We start from the raw sequence: 24,490 nt of genomic DNA on the forward strand, positions 1-24,490 counted from the left end.
AGTGCTTTGGATTGGTGGCGCTCAAGAGTCGAGCCCGCTTCAAAGCACAAGAGGGTTTTCCCAGCTTGCTTGGTGGTAGCTGCTTTTAGGGTGGCGCTTCACGTGATTTAAGATATCTTGCATCAGGATATCTCGTCGCTCTGTTGGGTACATGAATTGATTAATCATAACTATAGCCAGCGCGCCTGAATCCAAAAGTGACTTGATTCCTTTGGTCAAACCTGCAGTTTTATACCCATCCCTCGCTACCTCTCTGCCAATATTCTTGGAAATTGCGCGTATTGATAGCTGATCTGGCTCACAAGCTTTTTTATAAAGCAGTTTACGTTCTTCAGCCGTATGGGTGGCCAGCACTACAGCTGCGAGAATGTAATCTCTGAAATGAATGAATTCAGAATGGAAGCTAAAAGCCGTTTTGTCGATTTCTATAAGGCCTGCGAGCATGGCACTCTTGCCCGCTTTGACTGTATCGGTGGCGAGTGAACCCGTTTTAACCTCTCCTGAGTAACCGTAATAGAAGGCAAAAGGCAACCTCTTCCAGTTAGGCAGGTGTTCAATCAGTGTGTACGAGTGGCATGCGGCGCAAATTACTGTCAGCTCACCTTTACAGGCATGGTTCAGCTTACCCAAGAGGTCTATAAGCTCAGGCCATGAAATGAAGCTTTCAATGCCTGTCTGACTGCCAAAGCACAACCCGCTTTCGCTGCCGTGAGCATCAATAAACAAGAGTGGGATTTTGTTAGCTGTTGCGGCTTGAATGGTTAAGGTCTGCATGTAATCTATGAGCTGATCTTTGTTGTTCAGCTGCGCGTATTCAATCTGGCCAAGCTTGTCGCAGTATTCGATTGGAGATTCAGCCATCAATGCATCGCAAAGATCTTCGGTTCGCTTGCGCCCGGTCTTTTGATCGTTGCCGCCCAGGCACTCTAAAGTCACTATGCAGTTAGCATTTGAAACAGTAGATGAGCGAAAGTGCTCTATGATATTGGCCGGCATGTGATCCCCCCGCTTAGCACTTTTGATAGCTACGAACGGCTACGAGACCTAAGGTCAGTACGCCCGCTGAGCATATTGGCATATCGCCTTCTGAGAAATGCCTCAGCCTTCGCCATTACTAGAGGGTTGGGCATCTCAGTACCTAAGGCCAATGTCTGCCATTTAGCGGCCCTGTGCAAGGCGTCACTAAGGCCAAATTTGCTGACAGACCATGCTCGTTGCTGATACGGCTCTGACATGCCGGTTGGTACAAATGCCGATATGGATAGGTACTCGCGAATTTCACCATCCTTAAGCTTTCTTCTTGTGACGCTTGGGTAAACACGCATCAGGCCGGGTACGACATTATCTTCAATTCCCCTATGTGTCCTTATAGCTCTAGTGCGAATGGCGCCTGAAGGATTAGCAGCCACCTTGGCAATGTAGGCCTTGAACTCTGGCAGCTTCAGAAGCTTTGCGCGCTGGGCTTTGGCGTGGATAAGTGCGGTCTGCAGGCCTGATTCCGTGTGGTAGCGCCATGTGGGCTGTTTAGTTTTGACCGTACCGTCAGATGCGATGTATTTCAGACACAACAGTACATAGTCTTTGCGAATGACAAGCCCATAATCGTCATCAGTAAAGTGTCGAACAGGCATAGCGTTTGCGCCTTTCTTCAATCGTGGATTGCTCACTTAAGCGGCATTGACCCCATCGAACGATCTGTCTTCCGACACGACTACTACCGTCCGTACAGGTTGATCTATAGTGCAAACAGTTGCAATAACAATTGAACTATAGTTCAACCAATCCAAGCAGATTTTACTGATCACCCCTGCATAAATTATACGGTGAGTGAAGGCTGTCTAGCGGTGTAATGAATTAGAGGGATGTGTATGTCTCAAGGCAAGGCGCGAATTGTAGATGTAAAGCCTGCAGGGCCAGACCATCAGGTTATTTCGTTCGTTTCTGAGGCTGGGTCGCAGAGACGGTATTGTAAGAAGCCGTGCGCGGATTGTCCGTGGCGCCTGGACGCGGTTGGCGAGTTTCCAGCTGAAGCGTTTAAGCATAGCGCCCACACTGCCTATGATATGAGCGAAAATACCTTTGCTTGCCACTCTGCAGGCAAGGATAAGTCGGCCACCTGTGCCGGATATCTACTGCATGGCTCATATCACAGCCTCGCCATCAGGTTTGATTTGATGCTTGGTAAAATAGACCTTAGCGAAGTCAGTGACGGGGGGCACGAACTCTTCACCAGCTACCGTGCAATGGCAGAAGCCAACGGGGTTAGCGCGGACGATCCGGTATTGCGTGCATGTCGCAGCGCTGATGATTAATTAGATCGGATATCAGAATGCATTTCGGTATGTGTACTGTATGTATTATTAAAGTACAATGCATACAGTACACTTCATATCTTACCCATTATTAGGCACCTACATGGCATCTGCAATTAGCAACGAAAAGCGCAACCAGATCATCACCGCTGCTGAAGGGTTGTTTCAAAGCACCGGCTTTGCGCCCTCTAACGAGATGGTTCGCGAGAAGCTGGGTGGTGGCTCGATGTCTTACATTCAGCCTGTCATGCGCGAATGGCGTGAATCGCTTGAAAGTAAGAAGGTGCAGGCCTTGAGCCTGCCAGAATCAGTCAGTCAGGCGATGGGGATGTCTATTGTCGGTATGTGGGAGGTAGCTATTGCCGAAGCATCCAAAGAGCTTAATCAGTACAAGGTGATTTCAGCGCAGAAGGTCGCCAGTCTTACTGAAGAGCGTGATTCGGCGCTGTCTGAAATTGAAAGCATGGAAGCTGACAAAGAACTCAGTGATGTAGAACGCTTAGGTGCTATCAAGCAGCTAGAGTCAGCAAAAGCTCAGTTGGCGACATTGGACAAGCAGCTAGATAAGGCGGCTCATGAGGCAGATAAATGCAGCTTGCTACTCAGCGCCAGCAAAGAAAAGATCAGTGCATTGGAGTTGGAGCTGAAAGAGCAAAAGTCTCTGTACGCTTCGTTGCAGAAGGAATTGATCAAGATTGCCAGCAATGCTGGCGCTAAGAAATAACCTTGATGTCGAATGCAGACCGGTTGACCCCTGTAGAGTTTAAAGCCGAGTACAAGCGCCGTGGCTGGACGGGTAGGGCGCTCTCCCGGCGTTGGGGTAAGTCTGAAGCCTGGATCAGTAAGATAGGCTCAGATCCAGAACGAGACATGCATTGGGATGATGCTGTGCGCGGACTGCCTAACCTCAAGCGGTAGGCATTGCTACGTCTCATAATTTAAGCCCAATCATCGTGTATTTGCTGTGTCCCCCACTCTCATCTTGATCTATATGGATGAGTCCGTGGTTGATCAGAATATCTAAGCCTGCGCGCACGTGCCTTGTCTGTATGCCTGTGTGCTCCCTGATTTTCTTATGACCAATGGATGTATCTCTTGCAGAGTTTGGTCGAAGGGAAGCTATCAAGATGTAAATCTTCAATGCAGCAAGGGTCACAGCGCCCCGATTAATAATCTCTGGTAAATGCAACCTAAGGGCATCGTTCGGCACTTTGCCCCATTTGTCGTCGGTGCCTGAAATGATCAGCTCGTAATGGTTGATGTGCCCATCTCGCACTACGTTCAGCATTCCACGGTTCTCTAGCCCCTTAATGCCGCGTATTACCATAGGGCGTGACAAACCCGTCAGCAATTCCAAATCAGAAATACTTGTCTTCACCTTCTTCGTTTTAAAGTCAGCTAGCACTGTTAGGCCAATATAGGTCTTCAGCTCCGCAATAGACGCTCCCGATTTACCTCCGCCTAAGAAATCAGCTAGGCCGGGTTCCCGTACCCACCATGTAGGCAGTGCGCTCCAACCGGCCATTATTGTCGCCCTCTATTCTTATGCCCTTTGGAAATACTGATTACACAGACAGACCAGGCAAGCGTAATCACTATGCTGACAGTTGCTACAAGTGCAGCAGGGCTTAGTGTGTCCAGCTGCATTACTAGGTTAGATATAGACTCCATAGCCAGTACCTCTCTGAGTGGGCTTATGTTGAATTTACAGAAAGGACGAACTTCTATCTAGAAAGGGCTATACAGAAAATGAATAGAAATTATCATCTAACCTATTGATATAAATTAAGTAAATCCCATTAATATATCGTTAATGAGCGAACCATAATAGTAAATGTAAAGGCAAAAACATGTTGAAATCGGTAAATGGGGCACCGAAAAATCAACAAATAGTAAATGGCTCGACACAGAGAAAGCCAGTTGTAAAGTCTGCCCTTATAAAGAGTCTGTTCGCTTGTGGTGTGGGCGTAGCTTGAACCACAGTTCAATTAATGTTGTTATTGTTTGAACTATAGTTCAATATCAGCTTATTGGATCACATGGCGAGATACGAACAATGGCTACAATCTGTGAGGCGGTCACTGACCTTGAGTTACTTACCCAAGGTTACAGCTCCGTAAAGCACGTTTTGGAACTCACGCTTTATGGAGTGACCGTATGACAAGCCATCCGCCCCGTCAGTCATATCCTTCGACAAAGATAAAGCTAGGTGCAGTCCTGTTTTCAGTACTCGCCTTTACTGATGATGATGGAAAGGTAGTCACGCGAATCGAAGAGTGGATAGTGCGTAGCATCAGAGCCCGTCGAAACTCGCTTACAAAAAATGGGATGCCAGTTTTCTATGCTGTGAAGGATGCGCCAAAGCAAGTCAACCTGGCTCAAAAGAACCAATTCACTTGGGTCAAGAAAACTCCAAAGGCAGGTGATTACGGCTGGCACAAATCCATTTGGGCTGGATACCTTAAAGCGTTCAGGGTGGGCGATGACTTACCCTTCGGCATTTATACGACCAAGCGTGCAGCGTTGAAATACGCCATTGCTGATCAAAAATGTCTAATCGACTACTACCAAGATGATATAAGCCTGTCTCAAGCTTCTGGGGATGCGCAGGAAGCTGAAGAGTGGCAAAGAGAGCTATGTGCCGCGCGAAATGTACTGAAGGCCTTAGAGCGCCGATACGGGGCTTTGAAGTAGCATGCTAAATAACGCAGAAACAACGACAAGCACCAGTCTCGTCTTTCGTGAGCTGGCGCTGGAAACACTTGCCCCTTTATTCAACGGGGTAGAGTGGGGAAAGACCAAGCTGCTAGCGCGTAACAAAAAGGGAGTTATGCTCGCTTGGGTCTCCGGTGGAACTGTATGGAGCGGCTTAAGTGGATCAAGCCATGCCCCTTCTCAGTTGATTCTTGTGGGCCCTGGGTACTCAAGAACAGGAAAGGTGATAGCAACAGGTGGGCGTTTATCAAAAGCGCGGTTAGAAGCCCTGACAGAAGAAATTGATAATGCCTTCACAGTCGGGCTGACAGAACGCTTGAGGCTGGGTGTGACCGTAGCGCTAATGGAGCCTCAGAAAAGCTAACGGCTTTTACCTTGTGCATCCTGTGAGCTAGTGCTGAGAGTGGCGACAATCAAAGGGTAGATTTCTAGGGGATGCGAATTGCGACCTCTGTTTACTATTTCGCCTTTATGGCCCGCGTTCGTGTCTCACAAGTGCTCGCAACACCATTTCTGCAGCGATACTCAGCAAGCTTGAGTGGACACTCATTGCTGCTGCTGCTGCTGCTGAAGATGATAAAGCAGGTTCAATCTACCGGCCTTTTGCCTGAATCGTTTTAACAGACCGTTTGTGTTTTCAGGCTTTAGCCACCCTGCGCCAACACGATCCTGAATACCCGGCGCGAGTTCCTGAAAGCTTGTTATCTCGCTGTCGCTCGGAGGATGCCCAAAGTACATGGTGGCGAGCTGCTCTAGAGAGCTTGAATACCCGCTGAGGGAGTAAATGTCATCAGTTGATACGGCGTCAATTTCGAGCACCACCTCTTTTTCCAGATTTTTATGTTGGCCAGCGCCTAGATCGTAACCAACAATCTGATCTTTGTGATGCTCCAAGGAATGTAGGAAAAGCGCGTCCTGGTACAGAGCAGAGAGGTTGAGAATCACTGTCCCCTTATTTGGATTGACGGCCAAAATAACGCCTTGGAGCCCAAAGAGTTTAGGTTGAACACCGCCATTGAAATCTCTTGCTACTGCTGGGCAGTGCGTCCATGACGATACCTTTTCTGTCAGCAAGTCTTGTCCTACAAGTGAAAACAAGGGTTTTTTTCTCAACGATATTTGTCGGTAACAGGGTTGGGTACATGTCCGATAGCGCAGCGGCAAAGTCGCTGAAACTTCTTTTAGCGCGCGGGCAGTCTCAGGCGAAGATTCAGCCTGCCAGTCGCTAAGTGCCTGGTGAAACGGGAGTGAGAATATGTTTGTCATACGTTTATTTATAGAAAAACGAATTCTAATGAATTGATGTCTCAAAAAAGGCGTGTTCAGGCGTGCTGCAGGCTGCTGTTTTGGGGCGCCAGCTATGATTACCAGCGGATCTGTATGCAAGTAGATCTAGCCCAAGTGAGCCGCTCAGTTGTTGTCAGCTGGTCGGGCAGGGACGATTAACGCACTGGTCATGTCAGGCGCTGTTTTGAGCAGGGAAGGGAGGAAGGCTTCGAGGTGCGGCTTATCCCTGGCGCCAGCATTGTCTCAGCTGTCTGCGTCTTAGAGCGCTCGTTGTTCTCGAAGTAGGTGTGGATTATTGCTCGGTGATGACTTCAGCGCTAACGACTATCAGCTGATGCTCCGTTTCAAAAAGACCTACGATGATTTCACCCTTTTCAGCTTCGCGGTGATTCGCTGCCGCCTTGTAGCTTGGGAATCGCATTGCGCGTGAGGGGCCTATGCAAAAACCTCGCATGTCTAGATCCGCGCGTTGGCGTACTACCCCAAGAAACTCGTCCTTAGCTGGTATGTGTACGCAGTAGCCTCGGAACGGCGTCGTGCTCGACACTCCCTGTTCACTCATGTCATCTCGCATTTCACTTAACGAGAACCCGGTGAGCCCAAAGGGCTTATTACTATCGTCAGAGATAGGTCGAACCTTTTTACCCATCAGCAACTCCTTTCGGATACGTCAATATGGCCCTCAGCGTGAGGGTCTGCTTTGTCAGGGTTATTTCACGCATCAAAGCCAAAGAACCACTAACAGCACCAATACTGCCAAAACTACAAAAGTTAAGCCAAGGTTCGCTTCGCTGATATCGGTCCCAAGGAATTTATTCAGGGTATAGACACACCGATTATTCCACTTGCCCAGCATAGGGTGCAGGTGGTCGCTGGTGACCTCACGCTTCAAATTCAACTCTGTCCACAGTGACAGACCTAGCACACTGATAGACAGCGCGAGCGCCGTCCCAAAAAAGTAAGCATCGCCAGATTTGTACGCCAAGGCAAAAGCAATCGTTATGAAAAGGTCAATGACAAAGCCCAAAACCTCTATCTCAAATTGTAAGAAGCGGGTCCAGACGGCACCGAGTTTTTTTTGAACCCACTTGGTGTTGATTTGAGTTTGCACAATCAACAAGAGAGCCCAAATCCCTACCAGACATAGGCTAGCTGAATAGATGTCTTGGCTAATGAATGCGTCCATCGCGCTGGTTAGATTTTGGGGGAGCCAATCAATAGCCCAGCCAATCAATTGGACGCCGAAGATTATTGCTGCCAAGTGGATGATGCGAGTGCAAATAGCGGTTTTCATTTGTCTGCTTATTAGTCAGTGGTAATAGCCTGTTTGTTCGGTATAGTAATACGCTATATTGATCAGTCATAGGCCGAGGTGCGCCGTGGATACCGGTAAAGCGTTGAGCATTACATCAGAAGATAGGGTGCTTGCAGTAGTACAGAGCCAGACAGCCTTTTATCGGACGTTCCAGCTCGACGGGCCATACGCCGATCCATTTACCCAAAAAGCACTACCTGAGCAATTGCCCAGCTTTATCACCGCGCTGCGAACTGGCGATTTTCTCATGGTGGCTATTCAAAACATCCCACGTACCCAGAAGGTTGAACAATGCATTCGAGGGCTGGCGACAGCAATGCTCGGTGCTGCTGGCCGGGGTGTGATGTATGAACGCCCTGACCACCTAGTTTCTGAAATGGCTGGGGTAAAGGCTGTTACAGATCTTACCCAATACGACCTGAACGAACCCGCCTTAATCAGTGAAAACCTAACCGTTGATGTGCTTGGCCGCTCATCGAGAAATGCTGCTGTTTGGGCTCCATTGGCGCACGTGACAAAAGTGCTAGTTGATGCTGGTTTGGAGTCGAATCTTGTCTACCTGGTTGAGCATCTGTCTGGCGCCACCGATGACAATGACGTTGCCTGTGTGATCGGTAACATCGAACGCAGTGTCGTCGATGAATATGCCCAGAATGGCAGTGAGCTTTTAGGTGACGTGGCTTATGAGCTAAGTAGGTCTGACAGCGCTGTTATGCAGTCTCCTATTGAGATTTCCAAGGCAGAGTACCTAGAGAGCGAGCAAAGGCGGTTTAGCTCAGCACACACGCAAAGCAGGGGCATGCACCAATGACTTTCAACACAGCTACCAAGGAAGAATTTAAAATTGTGCCGATTAGCTACGGCACGATTTATCGCTACGACGAAAACTGGCGTGTACGAGTTGTTGTAGGCCGTTACCCCTGCGATGGAGAGAGAGAATTCTTTGCTGCGATAGAAGTGCTGTGCTGCAGGGGTATTGCTCAGGGTGATCTAGTGTGGGGCGTTGCTCAATACGATTCAGAATCGGCTCGAATGGCTGGTGAGCGGCGACTATGTTTCTTCCTTGATGTGGCAGAGTTACCCAACCCCAATAAGCAAATACATACGCCTCTCACGATGTGTGAAGACGGGGGCGGAGGCTAATTATGATTGAGCAAACGCGCCTGTTACGTTTTGAGCATGACGACATGGAGATTTCAAATCCCTTTATGAGCGCCTGCGGTAGGTTTACGGTCAACCCAGCTACGGAATATGGTTTTCTGGCAGTACTCACAGGTGGCGGGTGCATGGCTCTGGAAAAGGAATTGGAAGGGGGCAGAATCCTGCGGCTCACTGATGAGAGCGGAACTAACTTGCCGGATATGGACGATACAGAAGAGCTGGGTAATTCGTTGATCGGGCTTTATGACGCCCAAAATGAAGAGATAGCATGCTGTTTTGTACATGAGGTCTGGACCGACCACCAGATAGAAATTGAATCTGAAACCAAGCCCTCAAAAGCTCCCGGCTATTAACGCGCCTGACAGGCTAAAAGCCTGTCGCGTTGTCAGCTTTCCTCCATGCTAGTGGTGAGTCGCAGTTAGTTGATTCACCCAAATTGCGGACTTCAATCAAAGATTGGTCATGTGTTCCCTTGCTTGAGGTGTTCCAATCCATTCCAGTGCTGAGTTGATGTCGTTAAAGGCACGTTGATCTTGGCTCTTTTTGTTCAGGGTGAACGTTCGCTCGGGGTCAGCGGCCTTCAGCGTCCAAGACCTGCGAGTCTGGTAAATAAGCGTTACTGATTCCACCGTGCCCCCCTTGCTTGCAAGAATCATTGAACGGCTCCAAGGATATTTTGGGGATAGTTCGGGTGACGGCTGCACCTGCAATTTGCCATATACAAATCTGCCGCCATTTCATCACTCATGTCATCGGGTGCCCTGGCTAGTGTCCCGTGGGACAGAATGCATAAGCATCCGGCTTCAAAGTAGCCTCTCAGGAACTGCAGGTTGCTGCCCATATCATCCCATCCTCGGCATGTAATCAGGTTTCGTGTGATTGCTCTGTAGCAGCTCTGCAGCTGACCTTATTGCTTGTTCCACAGTTGAGCTTGAACCGGCCCACTGACAAGCGAGCATCAGGTTGCGGGGTAACCCAAAGTCTTCGACAAACATTGCCTCAGGACACAAGCCGTTATCGTCTGTCTCGATTTGCTGGCGCATAGAGACCTGCTGGGGGAAGTAGGCCCATACCGGCTTACCGAGGGCCACAGCAACACCCACCTCAAATACCGTTCCTGAATCGGGCTCAGCACCTCTAAAGTTAGATAAGTTAGCAATGACCACATCAGCACCCTGCAACATGGTCATATTTTGCTGGCATATCCATTGAGCCATTGACGCTTTATCCAGATCGTCTGGTATGGAGTTGTCGAGGGGGTAGAGACCTGTTAGACCAACCTCTTCGCAGAGTTTTTTTAAGTACTGCCCGTGATCAATCGAGTCAGTGCGGAATACGTCGGGTCCAGCTAAATACGCTTTCATGCACGTGCATCCTGTGTGTCTATGATGACTGCGGTGTGTGGTTTTTTTGAGTGGTGTGCTTGCTGGTTATTGGCGCCACTAAACAGCTGAAGTAATTGAGCGCCGCTTACGATGGTGATCCGTTTATGGGCCTGAGCCAGTTGGCGACTTAGAGATCCTGTGCGTCCGGTATGAACAAAGACCCCGTAGCATCCAGAGCGATTCACCAGCTCAATAAAGTCCCTCATGTGCTGAGCATTGATGTGTTTTGAATAGCGCTTGGCCTGTACCAGGTTCAAATTGCCCTCCCGCGACCAGATGCGGCCATCTATTCCGCCATCACCTGTGTAGCGTTCATTACGCTGCACCTTCAATCCCCGGCGCTCGAAAGCTTCTAAAACAAGTTCTTCAAACACAAATGGGTCTATCCGCCTGAGGTAGGCCAGTTTCGCCCCATCATGATCAATGCCAGCAAGACGCTTTAAAACTCGCTTAGCAGCCTTTGCACGCCTTCTCTGGCCGGGTTTGCGCCAGCCAAGTGAGCGTTTGATGTACCTGATTAATGATCGGCCAAATATGCGATAGCCGAGACCCAGAGCAACAGCAAACCAGAAGTTTGATGCGGTTATACCTGTGGAAATTCCGTGTGTTATTTGCTCTAAATCCAGCATTAATTACCAGCTCTCTACATTGACCCTGCATAACGTATAATGATATTAAACAACATTGACCACAAAAACCAATTGGACACAATATGAGCGAGCAAGAGCCAAATCCGCCTGAATGGCTGTCGAATGTGCTTAGCCAGCTGCAGCCCCCCAAACACCCGTCTTTAGTGGACCCAAATGACTTGAATAAGGTGCTGGATCGCAACCAGATGAATGGCTGCTGCTTCGACCATGAGGATGGGTTGGTAAGCATGGCGGTATACGTTCCATGCGCTGATCCTGATACCAAAGAGGCTGTTGGTTTAGCGGTGATATTTTTGGGCGACGATATGCGGATGTATTCGCGCGCGGAAAGCATTCAAGGCGTACACCTCGAAGAAGCTCAGCGGTCTCTTGTTGATGATTACCTGACGGCATTTCACCGGCCAACGCCTAAATCCCAACCGGGCGCCGGGAGGTAAAATGCTTCCTGAGCACGTCTTTACGACGATCATTACTGAGTACAACAATCGGAATCCAATGCTGAAGATGTTTTTTCAGAACAACGGATTCAAACCTAGCGAATATCATTGCCATGTCGCTGAGGCTGTATTCCTTGATGACAATGGCGGGCTCATCGTTGACGGCCAGCCTTTTTCAGATGATGACAAGGCCGCTAATTGGGGCTTGATCTTAGATAGCGTTAAGCGTGTTCACTTGGCAATTGATCCCAATGGCTATTTAGCCTTGCGCGATGGTGAGGAAGTACCAGCTCTGGTTCTGAGCGATGAGAATTACAATCCTTCACCTGGTAGCTTCCTTGCCCACCTAAAAGCGTGTCTCCCTTTATCGAGGGAGGATGCTGTCTCTGTTTGCTTTGTTGAGGGTGAGGCAGGGCAGATTGTTGCCAAAATGAGCAGCAACGTTATGGAGTCGCTACAGGCTGATGAGGGGCAAAGCGATATTTACTTCATCATTGATCGTCACAATGGCGTGCATCCTATAAAGCTCGCTGGTGATCATGTGGCGCTTGTTGACCCTGAGCGATTTGCTTTCTTTCAGTCGATCCGTGGTGACATTCTGGCTGATGAGTACAAGCGAATAATCAGTAACCTCATAAATGCTCATTACGGGATTACGATAGAAGATACCCTGATGGCAAATGAGAGCAGCGTGCTAGATGCAATTGATACACAGTTACTTCCATGCGAAGTAGTGATGCGTGAAGCTAATAAGTTTGACTGGGATCGGGTAGATGGGGTGGCCTGGTCGGTAGGTATTTCAGAGCAAAATCGCGCAAGAAACCAATCGCATTATTTCACAAGCACGCCAGAAGCCTATGAATTGGCTTATGAAAATCCTCGAATCAATCAAGGTGACACATTGTGCATCGAGTCTGAATCAGTTGTAGCATTGGTTTGGAAGTATCCAATCGCGGTAACTGAAAACTCTGGTTCGCTATACTGTGTTAATGAGGACTATGTAACTATTATTGGGGATGCCGGTTGGACTAACGCTCAGATAGAATATGCTGTAAGTGAGGCCCAAAATTTAGGATGTGAGCTAGCCCCTTGGGTTGTAAGTTTTCTGCAAGAATTCGGTAACGGATATACGGATATTATCTCGTCACCAAGCTCGGGAATTCGGCTTGGATTGTAACCAGACAAAGGAAGGTGGATCGCCATGACAACTATTCAGAATCCATTTCAGTTAGATGTTCAAATATCCATTGATGAGCTGCTGGCGCTAATTGATGCCAAGATCGAAGGGTACGAACGAATGGATGATGAATCAGACATAGGCTATGACGTCATCGGTAAAACCAATGCATTCGTTAATTTCTTGCGGAGCCAGCTTGCGAGCCCTGAAGACAGGGCATTGTTTGATCGCGCTACCACGTCACGTGACATGTGTGAAGAAGGGTTAATTCAAGCCAGCGTCCCTACCTTTAAATGTGTCGCTATGTGATTCAGGGCTTGTTAGAACAGTCTGAATTGTATGCCGGTATGTAATCCAACGGTAAATCGACACCTTGCGTTAAAAGGAGTCTTGAGTGGGCATGGCGGCACGCTTCACGATGATTCATGCCGAAAGCGTGAAATGCAGCTAATCCAAAACTTAGCGGCCTGACTGCGGTAAGCCCTACCTCCCTTGAAATCATCCCCACAGCCTCATCTAAGGCGGTGCGACAATCCTTTGAGGGCAGTTCCCCTACAACACGCGCTTGACGCATGTAGGGGTATCCCTGAGAGTCCAGCGCTTCATATTCAGGTCGGGTGTTCAGCATCTATTGATTCCTTCGCCGGTTAGTAGGTGGGTTAGATTTCTTGATCCTTCACATCATCTTTCCCATTACTTTCTTGTGCGGCTTCGTCGGCCTCTTCTAGCGCTGCAGCGGCTAAGGCTTGAGCTTCCTGCTCATCAAGCTTCTTTTGCATCGCGGTCATACGCTCCATCAACTCATCCAAAGTCTTGCGGGTATCTTCGGTTAGCGCGTCGTAGTTATTGTCTTCTCGGACAGTTCGTACAGCATCAAATAAGGTATCGGATTCCTTTTTAACCTCTTTCTTAAACCGCTCACCGGGCAGGAATCGCTTCGACACTTTGGTTTTTCCTGCTGCAACTGAGTTTGCCTTTGCCTGATTCAGCACTGTTTCAACCTGGTTGCCATATTTGCCGATGGCCTCAGCTGCCTCGGTTACCGAAATCTCTTCGGCCAGAACCATTTTTGCAATTGATTCAGGGGCGCCAGCAACAGCCAATAGGTTTTTAACATGGCTGACCGACATGCCGGCTTTGGTGGCAATAAGTGCCTCGGTCTGGCCAAACATGCAATGTAGGCGCTTGATATGCATGGCTAGCTCGTAGGGGCGGAAATCAACAGCCTTGTTAGCCTCCACAAGGGCATAGTTCAGGTCCAGCTCAGTAGTGCCGCGTGGCTTAGGAACAAAAGGCACCATGAAGTCTTCAGGACCGCCCAGGTTGTCCATCCAGTACAAAACTGCATCTAAGCGGCGATGGCCTTCGGTCAAGTAAATGACATCCTCGCCATCGACCTTGGCAACGAAACCAGCAAGAGGTTTATCTGTGTAGTAACCGTTCAGCTTCATTGACTTCGCTAGATCAACGATACCGGGCCTGTCTTCGGTTCCCTCGTAGTACTGACGATCCTTAATGCGCGGGTTGAAGTCTTCAAGGAGGTGGATTTTGCGCGGGTCGATCTTAAAGAAATCGGCGGTTTTGCCAGCAGCTCGCATTGCGGTTTTTATCTGACCGCCAACAAGATTGAATTTAGCTTTAGAGGCCTTTTCCAGACCAAAGTTATCAAAATGATTTTCCATGCTGCTTCTCCCGTGGCCATCATGGCCTTACAAAACATTAAACATCTTTTAGAAATGCACGCTTGGGCGAGCTAATCTAAAAGAACCTTTAGATGGAATTTAATATAGTGTCTGTTGGGTGTCAATGGTGAATATAAAGAAATCTTTAGATATACTGCGCATCATGAGTAGAAAATAAAGGAAGCTTTACTGGTGAATATTGAAGCTATGGCAGACAAAGAAATAGCTGCAGCCGTTGGCGATGCCATTAAGGCTCACCGCGCAAGCAAAGGGCTCACACAAGAAGAGGTCGCTATTGAGGTGGGGGTTAGCATTCCTACGCTGATCGCCGCTGAGGGAGGCAAGGTAAAGCTTGAGGTCTTAATCGGGATACTCAGGGCGCTAGGTAATCTTTCGTTGGCAGCAGCATTGATGGAGCCCCCTTTGCCCAGTCCCGCAATCGCTGTGCAAAGCACAAAGCCAAAAGCTCAGCCTAAGGCGCGGGCCAGATCACGAAAAGATGATTGATTTAGAGAGCTTCAAACAAGCTGACTTGATTTGCCCTGTCACTGTCAGTGCCTGGGGGAGTGTCATAGGCTACCTAGCTTGGAGTAAGCGCCGACAATGTGCATTGTTTGAGTACGCACAGTCTCACGGAGAGATGAGATACCAGCTATCACCCTTCGCAATGCCTAGAGTTCCCAAACACATCTACAGACCGGCATTACCTTGTCATCTTGTACCGCCATTATTTACTGACAGTCTGCCGGGGCCGTTTGCCCGGTATCTGGTCGATTCTGAATTATTACGCCGTAGCCCGCCTCAGGATACGATCACCCCGCTTGACCGCCTAGCTTGGATAGGAAGTCGAACAACTGGCGTATTCGAGTTCTCGTCTTCGGCCTTCCCGCAATCAGCAGCGCAGCCTGCTCTTTTAGACCTACCTGACTTGATTGGGGGGTATAAAGCCGTTGCCTCAGGCGACAGTCCTGCAAACGACCATCTACGCGACCTGGTTCTGTTTGCTGGATGCGGCGTAACAAGTGACTTACCAGCATTCATGGTCAGCACTGATGAAAGCTCTTCAAAGGTGTTCATTGACCAAGATGGGGCCATTGAAAACCAAACTCATTGGTTACTGTCACCCTCTTTGAGCGCCAGCTCATCAGAGACGAAAAGTCTTCAAGTTGCCTATAGCAAGCTGGCTGAAGCAGCCGGTATTAGAATTGCGAAACAAAGGCTGATACAGGCCGATGGCTTATCCCATTGTTTTACGCAGCGGATTGATCGAGATGACGCCGGTAATAGGGTACACCTGCAGTCTCTGAGCGCCATTGGGCGTTCGCGCGTGTCTTCAAGCAAACCTGACACTCTGAAAGAGCATTTCGGGCTCCTGCGCTCTCTGAGAGCCGTTCGCGCTGATCAGCTGCAATTGTTCAGGCAGATCCTTTTCTCTTGGGCCATACAAGCAACACCTGATAGCTCACAATCAATAATGGTTACCTTGGCTAAGAATGGACAGTGGGCACTAGCGCCAGCAAATGACTTTGAAGCCTTTGCTGAGTACGTTGCCCGCAATGCAGAAGCTTACGCATGGCAAAGACAAGGCCTCCCTGACCTTAGCTACCATCAACTAATCAAGCTTGGTCGCGAACAGATACCTCGTTTTAAGCCTGAAGGTGTATTCGACGAACTCAAATCAGCCATGAGTCAATGGCACCACATTGCAGAAGCCTGCTGTGTACCGGAGCGTTTAGCTGATGCGGCCCGCAAACGATTCAAAGCGACGTAACTAAGAAAACGAAAGGGTATAGCGCCTGTATTCCATGTGGTTTAGTATCATTATACGAAAGTGATATAAAGCACATGGAGCGACTATGAAGATTTCTGATGACCACTACCGCTTGCTTGCTGACAAGCTGAACGAAACGATTACAAAAAATCCTGCAGCTGCGACCGAATATCAAGCGGCTGGGCTCTCACCTAAGCGGCTTCGGTGGGACTTTTTGTGGTCATCCAAAATCAAGATTGGTGATTCGATTGGTATGGGGCCAGATCCCCATTACAAAGGCACAACTTTCATCCCTATTTATGACTATGCAAACGACGATCACATAGATACCGCACTCCGCAAAATCTGCTCTGAGGCTGGGTGCGATTATGGGGCAGCAAAAGACGCTTCAATGGTCCCAAAGCTTGCTGTGGTAGAGGGCAAACAATTCTTGCCAACAGGTTCGAGCTTGGCAGAGCTAGTCTACAAATCAGGTGTAACCGATGAGCCTGAAGCGCGGCGAGTGTGTGTTGTCACTGCAAACAACAAGATTTATTGCGATCAAGACATGGTTGCATTGCTACAAGCTAATGAGCGAAGCGGCTACATCGAGGATGTCCTGGGTAACCAGCATGAGATTAGCTACAACGGCGCGAATCTTGAAATTGACGACTACCACGACTTCGCAGCTAAGCATTCAACCTATGTTGCCAAGGTCTATAGCGTCACAGTAAGAGATACTGATGATGAGCATGGTGAAGCGTTGGGCGAGCCTGATTTTGAAACCGATACCTATGATTTTGACTCAATCAGAAGCTATGCTTTGAATGTAGGGATCTCTGAATACAATTCTTCGACCCTCTATTCGACCGACCCATCTGGAACACGTGACCATTACGAAAAGGGCATAGATGTTTACCACTACATGGATATCGAGTCGGTAAATGGCCTGCCTGCAACGCATGAGCAGATTACTGCTCTTGGAACGGCACTGAAAGTATCGCCATCCTACGACATGCGCTTGCAAGGTGGCGAGTCGCAAAACAAATTAAGGCTGGGTTAGTCGTGGAAGCAAAAATTACCTGCTTTCATGGTAGCAAAGAGATAATTGTTGGTCCTCTTAGGGTCAGCAATCGGGGCACCTTTGGAAGCGGATACTACGGTGGGGATCTAGCCTGTGCGGTAGAGTTCTGCGGGGGCGATGATGCTGATTTAATTTGCCTTGAAATGGATATCAAAAATCCATTTCGCTACAGTGCCAATTTTGATCACGAGCTTGATTTTGATTCACCTGCAGTCGATATGATTAATGCGATCTTTGGGCCTGAAGAGCAATCCGATGTTCTTGCGACGGCGATGCAATCAGACGGATATTTTGGAAATGAGGTTCAAGAAAGGTTGTTGGAGCTGGGCTACGATGGGATCTTCGTTGATTATGGCGAGGGTGCTTTTGAGTCAATAGTTTTTTACCCAGATCAAATCCATCACGTTTCAACACATACCCTCGAAGAAGCCAAGCTTATGTTGAGGCCCCACGCGACTAAAGGGCCTGCGCTTTAGGGCAATTAAGTAGCAGCGCTTTACCTGGTCGTCACGCCGGCGCTTACTCTCTGCGCACGTATCATTGCACGCAATTGGGCCTCAATCCGACCTCGGCTCTTCAGGTGTGTGAGCGACGTTAGGATGGGGGTCTTGCTCAATATTGTAAAAGGCTCTAACAGGATCATGCCTTTTTCTTCAGCGCCTTTATCCAAGAAATATATTGGCGATTGGAAGCGCCTGAGGGACTCTGGTTTAAATCCTTGCAGTGGGGCGAGTGCGTAGGGCACATCAATGATATCAAGTGTGATACATGCCTCTAGAGTCGATCCACGCGCTATTCCAAAAAGCTCGCATGTGCGGTCGTAGGCATTTCGAGCTTTATCAATGCAATCCAGAAATTTCAGATGATCAGAAAAACAATCTATCTCCCTGATTTCTTGGCCGCCGTGGTACAGGGCCACAGTGGCGCTGGCCTCGCGCAACCAACAAACGTCTTGAGTGAATTCAAATATCCCGGCTTGACCCGTAAGCTCATTGTCATCACAAAGCGTCAACTGTTCGCACTTGATCAAGGGTTTAGCATTAACAATCATTGTGAGGCCTGCCAATCTGCCTGGAAGCACATAGCCGGTTCACTTGAAACCTAAGGGCTTAGTGGAATCCGTTTCTGTGACCAACACGTGTGCGCAGCATTCGATTTGCAACGGGGAAATACCAGTAAATTCTGATTTTATCGCATGGTAAATCTGTCCACTTGAAAGGTCGCCGGAAACTAATAACGACCGCATGCGCGAAACAACCTCCGACTCATCAAAAACACCGGTATCGCCCATATTACGCTCCCGCATATCCTGGGTAAGTAGTACAGAGTTCGTCACCATATTAGCGTGCCTGCCGCTGAGCTTCCCTGTACTCACGATCTTTGTAAGGGTTACGGCCCCACTTAGACACATACTCACTATGACCATTCTTTATCAGCCACTCGCCCAGATCAGTGGGTTGTCCCTGATAAAGAAATTCAACGTTGCAAATGCTGCGCCCATAACGGCCCCAGTCGTAGCATTTGACGCTAACAGGTTGGTTGGAAAGCATGTTTGAGACTACTGATGAGCTTTGCTTGCCGCGAACGCTGTTCCGCTCTGGGTTTACATGAACGGATTCGGCAGTATCAATACTTGCAAGGCGTACCCGTATTGACTGGCTGCGCTGACGAACATAACGCTCTCTACGGCTATCACCGCGTGCATCATCTTTAAATTGTTCGTAGATCGAGGGGTTATCAATGCGGATGTCGTAAGTATCGCCATCAATAACGCGGATAACCGTACCCTCAGCTATCACAGGCTCTCTTTCAGAAAGGGAATAGGCGGGGAATGCTGCGAATAGCGTGACTGAAGCGAAGAGGCTTACAAGCGATTTGTTCATAAATATTCAGCTCCTTTAATATTGTACAATATTACAAAATAAGAGAACCGGATAATAGTTATATATCACCTTTTTTAGACGTTGTGATTCTAAAGCTGAAGCCTCAACCAGCCGATACCGCCCAAAGACTTAAATCGTTCCCAATGGTCGTCAGATAGGCGAAAGGATATTTGAGTGGTTAAAGCTCCTTTCCTGCGGCTAGGGGCAACCTTAACAGAAGGTGGATGGTTCTCTAATGCTTCGCGCAACCAGACAACACCGCCTTTAGCCTTGATTGCATCATGCTCTGACTTGGTAAGCTTCAGAACCCGAACGGGGTCATAAGACGATTTCAAAATCCCCTGCTTTCCGCGCTTAGTAGGCACTTTACGAATTCCACCAACACTCAGAGCCGCACCCTGGGTACGCCACTTGCGAACGCCTTTGACAAAAACGGTGTCAGGCTTCGTTCTAGCAATCTCAATGACATCAGAGGCATCGAATGGCAGAGCCGAAGGCATGTCAGCGGCTGAGCTTCCCCCATATTTCTTGATAAGGTAGGGGCTCACTTGTAGCAAGCGCTCTGCCATTGCAGTGTTTTTTGTAGCTACAAGCTTAAGAGGCTGGCCAGGATAATGAACCCAGAAAATGAGTTGAATCGGAGACACGTATTCCCCTGATTAAAAGTAAATTATGGATCAAATAATTAGGGGATAAAACTAACGGTCTAATTTTAATCCAGTGGAATGCAAACTTTTGAATTGACCATCTTTACCAAAAGCCATGTTTTACCACCAAGCTGTTGAAACTTATCCCAGTCCGCACTTGATATTCGCAAGCTCATAGGTTTGTAAGTGCCTGCCTGTTGTCGTGATGGCGCAATCGCTTCTTCGGTCACATTTGCTTTCGCTATCTCATCCCTTAGCCAACGAGCGCCGCCAAGTGATTCAAACTTATTTCGTTCATCAACATTCAAGCTAAGGGTCCGCACACCCATCGCTTTAGGCGAAGCCAACGATTGTTGGCAAACACTAATGCCATTGCAATCAGAGCCATTATGCAAGTTTATCGTGGTTTTCCGACAAATTCTTCGCCAAATACCATCAAACCTAAAAACGTGGCCTGGTCTGCGCATAGCGTAAACCAGCACCTCGGACAATGGATGAGGAAGCTCCCCATCCTGAAAGCCCGACCATTTGCCGCCGTTTCTACGGATGCTGTGTTGATGTACTTTAAACAGAGAAGCAGCATGATGCTCGCTTGCGGCTGCGACAGCCAAAAGCGGTCTAGAATGAGGTTTAACCCAGTATAGAGATAACTTTAATAGCAAGTTAATCCTCCACAGATAGGCGCAGTGCCTTGGCGTATGTGTGTGGTTCGACAGCAATTAGGGAAGGTCTGAAAAAGACTTCCTGAAAAGGTAAAATGCGTCAGCGCCATTTTCGAGACCACCGCATGAAACAGATGAGCTTTGCAGACGCCGAATACGCTGGTAAACGTAAGCAGACCCGCCGTGAGCGCTTTCTGCTGGAAATGGATCAAGTGGTTCCCTGGAAGCCATTGCTGGCGCTGATCGAGCCGCACTATCCCAAGGGCGAAGGTGGTCGACCTGCTTACCCGCTCGACGCGATGCTGCGAGTTCATCTGATGCAGAACTGGTTTGGGTACAGCGATCCAGCGATGGAAGAAGCGCTGTATGAAACCACCATCTTGCGACTCTTCGCTGGCCTTCAACTTGATCGCATTCCGGATGAAACCACTATTCTCAACTTCCGTCGGCTGCTGGAACGCTACGGCCTGTCCACGGCGTTGTTCGAAGTGGTCAATCGTTACCTGGGTGAGCACGGGCTAATGCTGCGCCACGGCACCGTGGTCGATGCAACCATCATTCATGCACCCAGTTCGACCAAGAACAAAGAAGGTAAGCGCGATCCCGAGATGCATCAGACCAAGAAGGGTAACCAGTATTATTTTGGCATGAAGGCCCACATTGGCGTTGATGCTGAGTCAGGGCTGGTTCACAGTCTCGTGGGGACGGCGGCCAATGCGGGCGATGTTACTCAGGTAGACAAGCTTCTGCATGGCGAAGAAACCCATGTATGCGGTGACGCCGGCTATACCGGCGTTCAGAAACGGGATGAACACAAAGGGCGCAAGCAGGTGGTCTGGTCGATTGCGATGCGCCCAGGCAAGCTCAAGACATTGAGCAAAACCAAGCTGATCGAGAAAGGCTTGCGCCGAATCGAGCGGGCCAAAGCCAGTACACGAGCCAAGGTCGAGCATCCGTTTCGAGTGATCAAATGCCAGTTCGGATTCACCAAGGTGCGCTACAAGGGCCTGGCGAAGAACACGGCCCAGTTGCATACCTTGTTCGCCCTGGCCAACCTATGGATGGCCCGAAAACAGCTGTTAAGTGCAGGATAAATCCGCCCGGAGTACTGGGTACAGTGGCCTGGATGGCCGAAAAGGGGCTGCAACGCGCTGAAAACGCGACTGAGGGCGATGAAATCGTTCCTGAAATGTTTTTTTTGTGAGCCGAGGTCATAATCGCCGCCCATATGGCCGGTATTTCAGACCTTCCTTAGAGAAAATAATTACAAATATTCTCATGGTGGTTTGCATTGCTGGTCTCAAATAAGGCATTTCAGCTACCATCTATATTGTGCGTGCAAAAGCTGACGGTAGGTTGTGTTTTGGCTTTTAGGAAGAATGGTTGAAGTTTTAGTCTGGAAACGCTGTGTTTCCCGATTTGACCTAAACACTTCATCATCTTTAAAAAATAGCACAATACGTGAATAAGCTAATGCGAACGACATCACACCCTTTTCAAAGTAGGTGTAGTTGATGAACGCTTCAATAAGATGATCGTCGTTGACAACAAGATTAATTCCATTTTCAGTAAGGTAATGACGAAGAAAGGCGCCAATTCTTTGCCAAGCACCTGCGGTAAAATCAGTGCAGGCTATTTTAGAATTAACTGTTTTTCTTTCAACACCTAATTCGTGGTTTTCAAAAGTTATTTTCCCGTTAAACACTAGCCTGCAACCGGGTGTCGCATTAGCTGTATAAGGCAAGCTCACCACTATACGACTTGTCTCATCTTCAATAGGATCAACCCTGCACAGGTGAACCCTGTCGCACCGTAGAAACTCAACGGGTTGTGCTCTATTCGATGAGTCTATGTACGAAAACCACGGCTTATCACCACCGACAATGCATTTTAAGCGCGTACCTGGTGGTAGCTTCCCGCCAGCTTGATGGGTGCAGTAGATCAAATCCTTTGTGAATCGGACGCGCTGGCCTTCATCATTAATGTTGAACCGGTGCCGAATTTTAGATGGCAAGGTCACAAATTTAGCCAGCACCAAAGCCTTACAGCAATCTGCGATAGCAAACACGATTCGATATAGGTCGGTGCCATTGTGGACAAACACCAGTCGAGCTTTGCCATTGCGGCTGTCTATGTGATCGCAGTACACGACATCGCCAAGCGAGGGCTTTATATCCGATGGTGTCTCCATGTCCTGTGTAAGCCGGTAGGCTCGATTTTGAGTCATGGTCTTCATGGGCGAAGCTCCAAAACAACACTCTGGCCTTGAGCGTCTCGATAGGAGCCAGGCAGGTCAGCACCGATGCAATGTAATCGTTCTGCTTTAGCTTCAGCCGTTTCGCGCATCTCGATGGTAGACCCCACATCAATCTCCACCTCCCAGAAGCTACGCACCTGCTCTAGATACATCTCATAAGTACCCAGAGTGGGGTGGCTACCATCGCGAACAAGAAATGTTTTGCCGCTCAAGTTGTTAAATATCATTGAGATAGATTGTCTATCGCCACTAATGGCTGTTTTCCCATCAATGCAGATTTCAAATTCATTGCTCATGATGACTGGCCTCTTTCATATTATAAAGTAATACAATACCGAACTACTGGTATTAAATATATACGAAAAAACGACAGTGTAAAGAGGCTTTTCAAAAATGATTCTTAGACTCTTTTTGTTGAGTCTGATTTTCTGAAGGTCGTCAGCAAAATGGAGCGTTGAGTAGTCGCGGAAGGTCTATGTTTCTGGAAGGTTGTGCTAAAGCAGATGGATTGCTGTTGGCTCAGAACGGCTGGCTTGTGCCGTTACAGTCTTAGAAAATAATCGCAGGAATGTCTGCAGCTGAAGACCGCAAAGCAGCTGGGAGCAGCTGGGAGCAGCTTTGGAGGGGTAGGTGAAGCTGGATGTGTAGCTATGCCTGACGTGTAATAACTGGGGGCATGTTTTAGCGGCACAAGGAGTGGGATCTGACAGTGACCTCTAGCGAGTGTTAACTCATTCGAGGTCGTGGGGGCAGTCCCTATGCTCTTTTAAGCGGGAGGTCTGTAATGTTGCCGGTGGCCAGCGATTCCATGCAAAAAGCATGGCCGAAAACAGACTGTACTGTACCGTTGTATTTATCAGCTAGCGCCTTACAGCGCTCTAAGGTCGATGGGTAGACCCGAAATGAGATATTAGTCTTGCCTTTGCGACCATAGGGCCAGGTGGTGATGAGCGATTCAACCATGTCTTCATTCTCTTCGCTCATCAGACGTGACACGGCATTATCAATCCAATCAGGCCACGATAGGTTAGAGTTTAAAACCGCCTCACGGATGCCTTCGGCCTGACTTTCCATTACCCAAGCTTGGTAAGAACGGCTTGTTTCTTTTGTGCCTGGTGTTAGAGAGGTTCCAGAGCTGATTGACGCAAGAGTTCGTCTCATTGGTCATCCTCCTGAGAATCAATTGAGCCTGCAACGTCCAGCGCGTCCAGCTCATCAAATACCTTATTTAGTAGGGACTGAAGCATTTTCCGTCTAGTTTTGTCTCCCGCAGGTTCCCACTCATTCTTAACTGTAGCGATCTGCTCAATAATCTTTACTGGCAAATCCGGTATTGATTCAACCGCGTGCAAAAAGGCCTTGCCGCCCCCTGTTCCCGGCAATCTAGTCCTAAGAGGTGGAAGCTTCGCCATCATTGCTGATTGAGCTTCTTTAGGGTCAGGGGTAGTGCGCTCGTTTGATTTGTCTGTGGACTCACTGCTGGTGTCGCTTGGATCAGCGCAGGATTCATCGTTAGCAGGAATTGACGTGGCTTTAGTTTGGATACCCGCCTTTTCCCGGCGAAGCTCATCTAATCGCTTACTTGCATCGCTGTATGCGACCTCTTTATCAGAGTAAGCACCAACCATCAGTTTTTGAAGGATTGGGTCGTCTTCAGGTAGGCGACAAAAAGCGCGGTAGTGTGCTGATTGGGTCGTACCCTTACCTACCAAAGAACGTACTTGCTTGATGGTGATTTTAGAATTGTCAGGGCCGCAGGGTTCACCGGTGACCTCGGCCAATACCGCACGCAGGCCACTGATCATTTCTGGAAGGCTAAGGTCGCTTCTCAGCACGTTCTCAATAAAACGAGAAACAGTTTCAGTAACGGATGACATTTCTCGGATAAAAACGCGGTTGACCGGTATAGACGCGAGAAGAGACGCCCACCAACGGCGCTCGCCAGCAATAATGATTCCTTGTTTGTTGGCGACGATGGGCTGCAGCAGTTCGCTCGTGCTGATAGAGACCGAGATATCAATTAACTCTGACCATGTAGTTGCAGCTACAGGGTCTGACATCCTGAGAGATTCACAGAAGTCATCCA

The 24,490-nt window shown here is 48.6% G+C and carries 35 protein-coding genes; 16 read left to right on the forward strand and 19 right to left on the reverse strand.

Annotated features, from left to right (window positions below; genetic code table 11):
* Positions 1-39 precede the first annotated feature (39 nt).
* Together AC1XYH_RS19085 and AC1XYH_RS19090 are read right to left on the reverse strand one after the other, a co-directional pair.
* A complete protein-coding gene (locus AC1XYH_RS19085; protein ID WP_483326531.1) occupies positions 40-996 on the reverse strand; it encodes a hypothetical protein in 957 nt (318 codons plus the stop codon).
* A gap of 29 nt (positions 997-1,025) precedes the next feature.
* Positions 1,026-1,631 (reverse strand): hypothetical protein, encoded by a 606-nt coding sequence (locus AC1XYH_RS19090; RefSeq protein WP_483326532.1) that lies wholly within the window; start codon positions 1,629-1,631, stop codon positions 1,026-1,028.
* Between the two features lie 237 nt (positions 1,632-1,868).
* Here AC1XYH_RS19090 and AC1XYH_RS19095 point away from each other — a divergent pair, with 237 nt between their 5' ends.
* The 3 genes from AC1XYH_RS19095 to AC1XYH_RS19105 all read left to right on the forward strand — a co-directional run bounded on the left by AC1XYH_RS19095 (position 1,869) and on the right by AC1XYH_RS19105 (position 3,230).
* Positions 1,869-2,312 carry a DUF6283 family protein gene (locus AC1XYH_RS19095; protein WP_483326533.1) on the forward strand — a complete coding sequence of 148 codons (444 nt, stop codon included), beginning with the start codon at positions 1,869-1,871 and terminating at the stop codon, positions 2,310-2,312.
* 103 nt (positions 2,313-2,415) lie between these two features.
* On the forward strand, positions 2,416-3,036 hold the full coding sequence (locus tag AC1XYH_RS19100; RefSeq protein ID WP_483326534.1) for a DNA-binding protein: 621 nt from the start codon (positions 2,416-2,418) through the stop codon (positions 3,034-3,036).
* Between the two features lie 5 nt (positions 3,037-3,041).
* A complete protein-coding gene (locus AC1XYH_RS19105; protein ID WP_483326535.1) occupies positions 3,042-3,230 on the forward strand; it encodes a hypothetical protein in 189 nt (62 codons plus the stop codon).
* Between the two features lie 13 nt (positions 3,231-3,243).
* On the opposite strand, the gene AC1XYH_RS19110 is transcribed toward AC1XYH_RS19105, so the two are convergent.
* Positions 3,244-3,837, reverse strand: coding sequence for a hypothetical protein (locus AC1XYH_RS19110; RefSeq protein ID WP_483326536.1), 594 nt, complete (start codon positions 3,835-3,837; stop codon positions 3,244-3,246).
* A gap of 632 nt (positions 3,838-4,469) precedes the next feature.
* On the opposite strand from AC1XYH_RS19110, the gene AC1XYH_RS19115 reads away from it, so the two are divergent.
* Positions 4,470-5,006 (forward strand): hypothetical protein, encoded by a 537-nt coding sequence (locus AC1XYH_RS19115; protein ID WP_483326537.1) that lies wholly within the window; start codon positions 4,470-4,472, stop codon positions 5,004-5,006.
* A 1-nt stretch (position 5,007) separates the two neighbouring features.
* Positions 5,008-5,391, forward strand: coding sequence for a hypothetical protein (locus AC1XYH_RS19120; protein ID WP_483326538.1), 384 nt, complete (start codon positions 5,008-5,010; stop codon positions 5,389-5,391).
* 182 nt (positions 5,392-5,573) lie between these two features.
* On the opposite strand, the gene AC1XYH_RS19125 is transcribed toward AC1XYH_RS19120, so the two are convergent.
* From AC1XYH_RS19125 to AC1XYH_RS19135, 3 genes are all read right to left on the reverse strand, one after another.
* Entirely contained in the window at positions 5,574-6,413 is an 840-nt protein-coding gene (locus AC1XYH_RS19125; RefSeq protein WP_483326539.1) for a hypothetical protein, read from the reverse strand.
* Between the two features lie 193 nt (positions 6,414-6,606).
* On the reverse strand, positions 6,607-6,963 hold the full coding sequence (locus tag AC1XYH_RS19130) for a hypothetical protein (RefSeq protein WP_483326540.1): 357 nt from the start codon (positions 6,961-6,963) through the stop codon (positions 6,607-6,609).
* 72 nt (positions 6,964-7,035) lie between these two features.
* The gene (locus AC1XYH_RS19135) at positions 7,036-7,608 is read right to left on the reverse strand and encodes a hypothetical protein (protein ID WP_483326541.1); all 573 of its coding nucleotides are present in this window, start codon (positions 7,606-7,608) and stop codon (positions 7,036-7,038) included.
* A gap of 85 nt (positions 7,609-7,693) precedes the next feature.
* Between AC1XYH_RS19135 and AC1XYH_RS19140 the strand changes: the two genes are divergently transcribed.
* The 3 genes from AC1XYH_RS19140 to AC1XYH_RS19150 are packed head-to-tail and all read left to right on the forward strand — an operon-like array spanning position 7,694 to position 9,143.
* Positions 7,694-8,440 carry a hypothetical protein gene (locus AC1XYH_RS19140; RefSeq protein WP_483326542.1) on the forward strand — a complete coding sequence of 249 codons (747 nt, stop codon included), beginning with the start codon at positions 7,694-7,696 and terminating at the stop codon, positions 8,438-8,440.
* A complete protein-coding gene (locus tag AC1XYH_RS19145) occupies positions 8,437-8,772 on the forward strand; it encodes a hypothetical protein (RefSeq protein ID WP_483326543.1) in 336 nt (111 codons plus the stop codon). The genes AC1XYH_RS19140 and AC1XYH_RS19145 overlap by 4 nt, the downstream gene beginning before the upstream one ends.
* 2 nt (positions 8,773-8,774) lie before the next feature.
* Positions 8,775-9,143: a hypothetical protein gene (locus AC1XYH_RS19150; protein WP_483326544.1), complete on the forward strand. Its 369-nt coding sequence runs from the start codon at positions 8,775-8,777 to the stop codon at positions 9,141-9,143.
* Positions 9,144-9,239: 96 nt separating this feature from the next.
* On the opposite strand, the gene AC1XYH_RS19155 is transcribed toward AC1XYH_RS19150, so the two are convergent.
* The 3 genes from AC1XYH_RS19155 to AC1XYH_RS19165 form a co-directional block, all read right to left on the reverse strand.
* Positions 9,240-9,446, reverse strand: a complete 207-nt coding sequence (locus tag AC1XYH_RS19155) for a hypothetical protein (RefSeq protein WP_483326545.1) — start codon at positions 9,444-9,446, stop codon at positions 9,240-9,242.
* A gap of 186 nt (positions 9,447-9,632) precedes the next feature.
* A complete protein-coding gene (locus AC1XYH_RS19160; RefSeq protein ID WP_483326546.1) occupies positions 9,633-10,154 on the reverse strand; it encodes a nucleoside 2-deoxyribosyltransferase in 522 nt (173 codons plus the stop codon).
* Positions 10,151-10,804 (reverse strand): restriction endonuclease, encoded by a 654-nt coding sequence (locus AC1XYH_RS19165; protein ID WP_483326547.1) that lies wholly within the window; start codon positions 10,802-10,804, stop codon positions 10,151-10,153. The genes AC1XYH_RS19160 and AC1XYH_RS19165 overlap by 4 nt, the downstream gene beginning before the upstream one ends.
* Positions 10,805-10,887: 83 nt before the next feature.
* On the opposite strand from AC1XYH_RS19165, the gene AC1XYH_RS19170 reads away from it, so the two are divergent.
* From AC1XYH_RS19170 to AC1XYH_RS19180, 3 genes are read left to right on the forward strand one after another with little or no spacing between them, the layout of a single operon-like run.
* Positions 10,888-11,262, forward strand: coding sequence for a hypothetical protein (locus AC1XYH_RS19170; protein WP_483326548.1), 375 nt, complete (start codon positions 10,888-10,890; stop codon positions 11,260-11,262).
* A gap of 1 nt (position 11,263) precedes the next feature.
* Positions 11,264-12,439: a hypothetical protein gene (locus tag AC1XYH_RS19175; protein ID WP_483326549.1), complete on the forward strand. Its 1,176-nt coding sequence runs from the start codon at positions 11,264-11,266 to the stop codon at positions 12,437-12,439.
* 24 nt (positions 12,440-12,463) lie between these two features.
* On the forward strand, positions 12,464-12,748 hold the full coding sequence (locus AC1XYH_RS19180; protein WP_483326550.1) for a hypothetical protein: 285 nt from the start codon (positions 12,464-12,466) through the stop codon (positions 12,746-12,748).
* Positions 12,749-13,098: 350 nt separating this feature from the next.
* Here AC1XYH_RS19180 and AC1XYH_RS19185 read toward each other — a convergent pair whose 3' ends face one another.
* Positions 13,099-14,121 carry a ParB/RepB/Spo0J family partition protein gene (locus AC1XYH_RS19185; protein WP_483326551.1) on the reverse strand — a complete coding sequence of 341 codons (1,023 nt, stop codon included), beginning with the start codon at positions 14,119-14,121 and terminating at the stop codon, positions 13,099-13,101.
* A gap of 192 nt (positions 14,122-14,313) precedes the next feature.
* Between AC1XYH_RS19185 and AC1XYH_RS19190 the strand changes: the two genes are divergently transcribed.
* The 4 genes from AC1XYH_RS19190 (at position 14,314) to AC1XYH_RS19205 (ending at position 17,431) form a co-directional block, all read left to right on the forward strand.
* Positions 14,314-14,628 carry a helix-turn-helix domain-containing protein gene (locus AC1XYH_RS19190; RefSeq protein WP_483326552.1) on the forward strand — a complete coding sequence of 105 codons (315 nt, stop codon included), beginning with the start codon at positions 14,314-14,316 and terminating at the stop codon, positions 14,626-14,628.
* Positions 14,621-15,892: a type II toxin-antitoxin system HipA family toxin gene (locus AC1XYH_RS19195; protein WP_483326553.1), complete on the forward strand. Its 1,272-nt coding sequence runs from the start codon at positions 14,621-14,623 to the stop codon at positions 15,890-15,892. Before AC1XYH_RS19190 ends, AC1XYH_RS19195 begins: the two co-directional genes overlap by 8 nt.
* A gap of 85 nt (positions 15,893-15,977) precedes the next feature.
* Positions 15,978-16,934: a hypothetical protein gene (locus AC1XYH_RS19200; protein WP_483326554.1), complete on the forward strand. Its 957-nt coding sequence runs from the start codon at positions 15,978-15,980 to the stop codon at positions 16,932-16,934.
* Positions 16,935-16,936: 2 nt separating this feature from the next.
* A complete protein-coding gene (locus AC1XYH_RS19205; protein ID WP_483326555.1) occupies positions 16,937-17,431 on the forward strand; it encodes a hypothetical protein in 495 nt (164 codons plus the stop codon).
* 20 nt (positions 17,432-17,451) lie between these two features.
* Here the strand turns inward: AC1XYH_RS19205 and AC1XYH_RS19210 are convergent, their stop codons facing one another.
* The 5 genes from AC1XYH_RS19210 to AC1XYH_RS19230 form a co-directional block, all read right to left on the reverse strand.
* The gene (locus tag AC1XYH_RS19210; RefSeq protein ID WP_483326556.1) at positions 17,452-18,006 is read right to left on the reverse strand and encodes a hypothetical protein; all 555 of its coding nucleotides are present in this window, start codon (positions 18,004-18,006) and stop codon (positions 17,452-17,454) included.
* Positions 18,007-18,045: 39 nt separating this feature from the next.
* Entirely contained in the window at positions 18,046-18,246 is a 201-nt protein-coding gene (locus tag AC1XYH_RS19215) for a hypothetical protein (protein ID WP_483326557.1), read from the reverse strand.
* A gap of 49 nt (positions 18,247-18,295) precedes the next feature.
* Positions 18,296-18,838, reverse strand: a complete 543-nt coding sequence (locus tag AC1XYH_RS19220; RefSeq protein WP_483326558.1) for a thermonuclease family protein — start codon at positions 18,836-18,838, stop codon at positions 18,296-18,298.
* An 89-nt stretch (positions 18,839-18,927) separates the two neighbouring features.
* Positions 18,928-19,485: a hypothetical protein gene (locus tag AC1XYH_RS19225; protein ID WP_483326559.1), complete on the reverse strand. Its 558-nt coding sequence runs from the start codon at positions 19,483-19,485 to the stop codon at positions 18,928-18,930.
* A gap of 65 nt (positions 19,486-19,550) precedes the next feature.
* A complete protein-coding gene (locus AC1XYH_RS19230) occupies positions 19,551-20,096 on the reverse strand; it encodes a hypothetical protein (RefSeq protein ID WP_483326560.1) in 546 nt (181 codons plus the stop codon).
* Positions 20,097-20,272: 176 nt separating this feature from the next.
* Here AC1XYH_RS19230 and AC1XYH_RS19235 point away from each other — a divergent pair, with 176 nt between their 5' ends.
* Entirely contained in the window at positions 20,273-21,241 is a 969-nt protein-coding gene (locus AC1XYH_RS19235) for an IS5 family transposase (protein ID WP_028615150.1), read from the forward strand.
* 224 nt (positions 21,242-21,465) lie between these two features.
* On the opposite strand, the gene AC1XYH_RS19240 is transcribed toward AC1XYH_RS19235, so the two are convergent.
* The 4 genes from AC1XYH_RS19240 to AC1XYH_RS19255 all read right to left on the reverse strand — a co-directional run bounded on the left by AC1XYH_RS19240 (position 21,466) and on the right by AC1XYH_RS19255 (position 24,464).
* Entirely contained in the window at positions 21,466-22,383 is a 918-nt protein-coding gene (locus tag AC1XYH_RS19240; RefSeq protein WP_483326561.1) for a hypothetical protein, read from the reverse strand.
* Positions 22,380-22,700, reverse strand: coding sequence for a DUF7688 family protein (locus tag AC1XYH_RS19245; protein ID WP_483326562.1), 321 nt, complete (start codon positions 22,698-22,700; stop codon positions 22,380-22,382). The genes AC1XYH_RS19240 and AC1XYH_RS19245 overlap by 4 nt, the downstream gene beginning before the upstream one ends.
* Before the next feature lie 460 nt (positions 22,701-23,160).
* Positions 23,161-23,565 carry a hypothetical protein gene (locus AC1XYH_RS19250; protein WP_483326563.1) on the reverse strand — a complete coding sequence of 135 codons (405 nt, stop codon included), beginning with the start codon at positions 23,563-23,565 and terminating at the stop codon, positions 23,161-23,163.
* Entirely contained in the window at positions 23,562-24,464 is a 903-nt protein-coding gene (locus AC1XYH_RS19255; RefSeq protein ID WP_483326564.1) for a ParB/RepB/Spo0J family partition protein, read from the reverse strand. The genes AC1XYH_RS19250 and AC1XYH_RS19255 overlap by 4 nt, the downstream gene beginning before the upstream one ends.
* Positions 24,465-24,490 lie beyond the last annotated feature (26 nt).

The sequence above is a fragment of the Pseudomonas sp. GW-45 genome (genome assembly GCF_056896675.1).

What these genes read in the sequence shown, in the direction of transcription:
- AC1XYH_RS19090 (WP_483326532.1), bottom strand. Translation starts at nt 1,631, where the DNA reads ATGCCTGTTCGACACTTTACTGATGACGATTATGGGCTTGTCATTCGC.
- AC1XYH_RS19155 (WP_483326545.1), bottom strand. Translation starts at nt 9,446, where the DNA reads ATGATTCTTGCAAGCAAGGGGGGCACGGTGGAATCAGTAACGCTTATT.
- AC1XYH_RS19120 (WP_483326538.1), top strand. Translation starts at nt 5,008, where the DNA reads ATGCTAAATAACGCAGAAACAACGACAAGCACCAGTCTCGTCTTTCGT.
- AC1XYH_RS19110 (WP_483326536.1), bottom strand. Translation starts at nt 3,837, where the DNA reads ATGGCCGGTTGGAGCGCACTGCCTACATGGTGGGTACGGGAACCCGGC.
- AC1XYH_RS19105 (WP_483326535.1), top strand. Translation starts at nt 3,042, where the DNA reads ATGTCGAATGCAGACCGGTTGACCCCTGTAGAGTTTAAAGCCGAGTAC.
- AC1XYH_RS19210 (WP_483326556.1), bottom strand. Translation starts at nt 18,006, where the DNA reads ATGATTGTTAATGCTAAACCCTTGATCAAGTGCGAACAGTTGACGCTT.
- AC1XYH_RS19100 (WP_483326534.1), top strand. Translation starts at nt 2,416, where the DNA reads ATGGCATCTGCAATTAGCAACGAAAAGCGCAACCAGATCATCACCGCT.
- AC1XYH_RS19170 (WP_483326548.1), top strand. Translation starts at nt 10,888, where the DNA reads ATGAGCGAGCAAGAGCCAAATCCGCCTGAATGGCTGTCGAATGTGCTT.
- AC1XYH_RS19220 (WP_483326558.1), bottom strand. Translation starts at nt 18,838, where the DNA reads ATGAACAAATCGCTTGTAAGCCTCTTCGCTTCAGTCACGCTATTCGCA.
- AC1XYH_RS19150 (WP_483326544.1), top strand. Translation starts at nt 8,775, where the DNA reads ATGATTGAGCAAACGCGCCTGTTACGTTTTGAGCATGACGACATGGAG.
- AC1XYH_RS19185 (WP_483326551.1), bottom strand. Translation starts at nt 14,121, where the DNA reads ATGGAAAATCATTTTGATAACTTTGGTCTGGAAAAGGCCTCTAAAGCT.
- AC1XYH_RS19175 (WP_483326549.1), top strand. Translation starts at nt 11,264, where the DNA reads ATGCTTCCTGAGCACGTCTTTACGACGATCATTACTGAGTACAACAAT.
- AC1XYH_RS19135 (WP_483326541.1), bottom strand. Translation starts at nt 7,608, where the DNA reads ATGAAAACCGCTATTTGCACTCGCATCATCCACTTGGCAGCAATAATC.
- AC1XYH_RS19250 (WP_483326563.1), bottom strand. Translation starts at nt 23,565, where the DNA reads ATGAGACGAACTCTTGCGTCAATCAGCTCTGGAACCTCTCTAACACCA.
- AC1XYH_RS19235 (WP_028615150.1), top strand. Translation starts at nt 20,273, where the DNA reads ATGAAACAGATGAGCTTTGCAGACGCCGAATACGCTGGTAAACGTAAG.
- AC1XYH_RS19115 (WP_483326537.1), top strand. Translation starts at nt 4,470, where the DNA reads ATGACAAGCCATCCGCCCCGTCAGTCATATCCTTCGACAAAGATAAAG.
- AC1XYH_RS19255 (WP_483326564.1), bottom strand. Translation starts at nt 24,464, where the DNA reads ATGTCAGACCCTGTAGCTGCAACTACATGGTCAGAGTTAATTGATATC.
- AC1XYH_RS19195 (WP_483326553.1), top strand. Translation starts at nt 14,621, where the DNA reads ATGATTGATTTAGAGAGCTTCAAACAAGCTGACTTGATTTGCCCTGTC.
- AC1XYH_RS19130 (WP_483326540.1), bottom strand. Translation starts at nt 6,963, where the DNA reads ATGGGTAAAAAGGTTCGACCTATCTCTGACGATAGTAATAAGCCCTTT.
- AC1XYH_RS19095 (WP_483326533.1), top strand. Translation starts at nt 1,869, where the DNA reads ATGTCTCAAGGCAAGGCGCGAATTGTAGATGTAAAGCCTGCAGGGCCA.
- AC1XYH_RS19085 (WP_483326531.1), bottom strand. Translation starts at nt 996, where the DNA reads ATGCCGGCCAATATCATAGAGCACTTTCGCTCATCTACTGTTTCAAAT.
- AC1XYH_RS19200 (WP_483326554.1), top strand. Translation starts at nt 15,978, where the DNA reads ATGAAGATTTCTGATGACCACTACCGCTTGCTTGCTGACAAGCTGAAC.
- AC1XYH_RS19245 (WP_483326562.1), bottom strand. Translation starts at nt 22,700, where the DNA reads ATGAGCAATGAATTTGAAATCTGCATTGATGGGAAAACAGCCATTAGT.
- AC1XYH_RS19215 (WP_483326557.1), bottom strand. Translation starts at nt 18,246, where the DNA reads ATGGGCGATACCGGTGTTTTTGATGAGTCGGAGGTTGTTTCGCGCATG.
- AC1XYH_RS19240 (WP_483326561.1), bottom strand. Translation starts at nt 22,383, where the DNA reads ATGAAGACCATGACTCAAAATCGAGCCTACCGGCTTACACAGGACATG.
- AC1XYH_RS19165 (WP_483326547.1), bottom strand. Translation starts at nt 10,804, where the DNA reads ATGCTGGATTTAGAGCAAATAACACACGGAATTTCCACAGGTATAACC.
- AC1XYH_RS19180 (WP_483326550.1), top strand. Translation starts at nt 12,464, where the DNA reads ATGACAACTATTCAGAATCCATTTCAGTTAGATGTTCAAATATCCATT.
- AC1XYH_RS19145 (WP_483326543.1), top strand. Translation starts at nt 8,437, where the DNA reads ATGACTTTCAACACAGCTACCAAGGAAGAATTTAAAATTGTGCCGATT.
- AC1XYH_RS19160 (WP_483326546.1), bottom strand. Translation starts at nt 10,154, where the DNA reads ATGAAAGCGTATTTAGCTGGACCCGACGTATTCCGCACTGACTCGATT.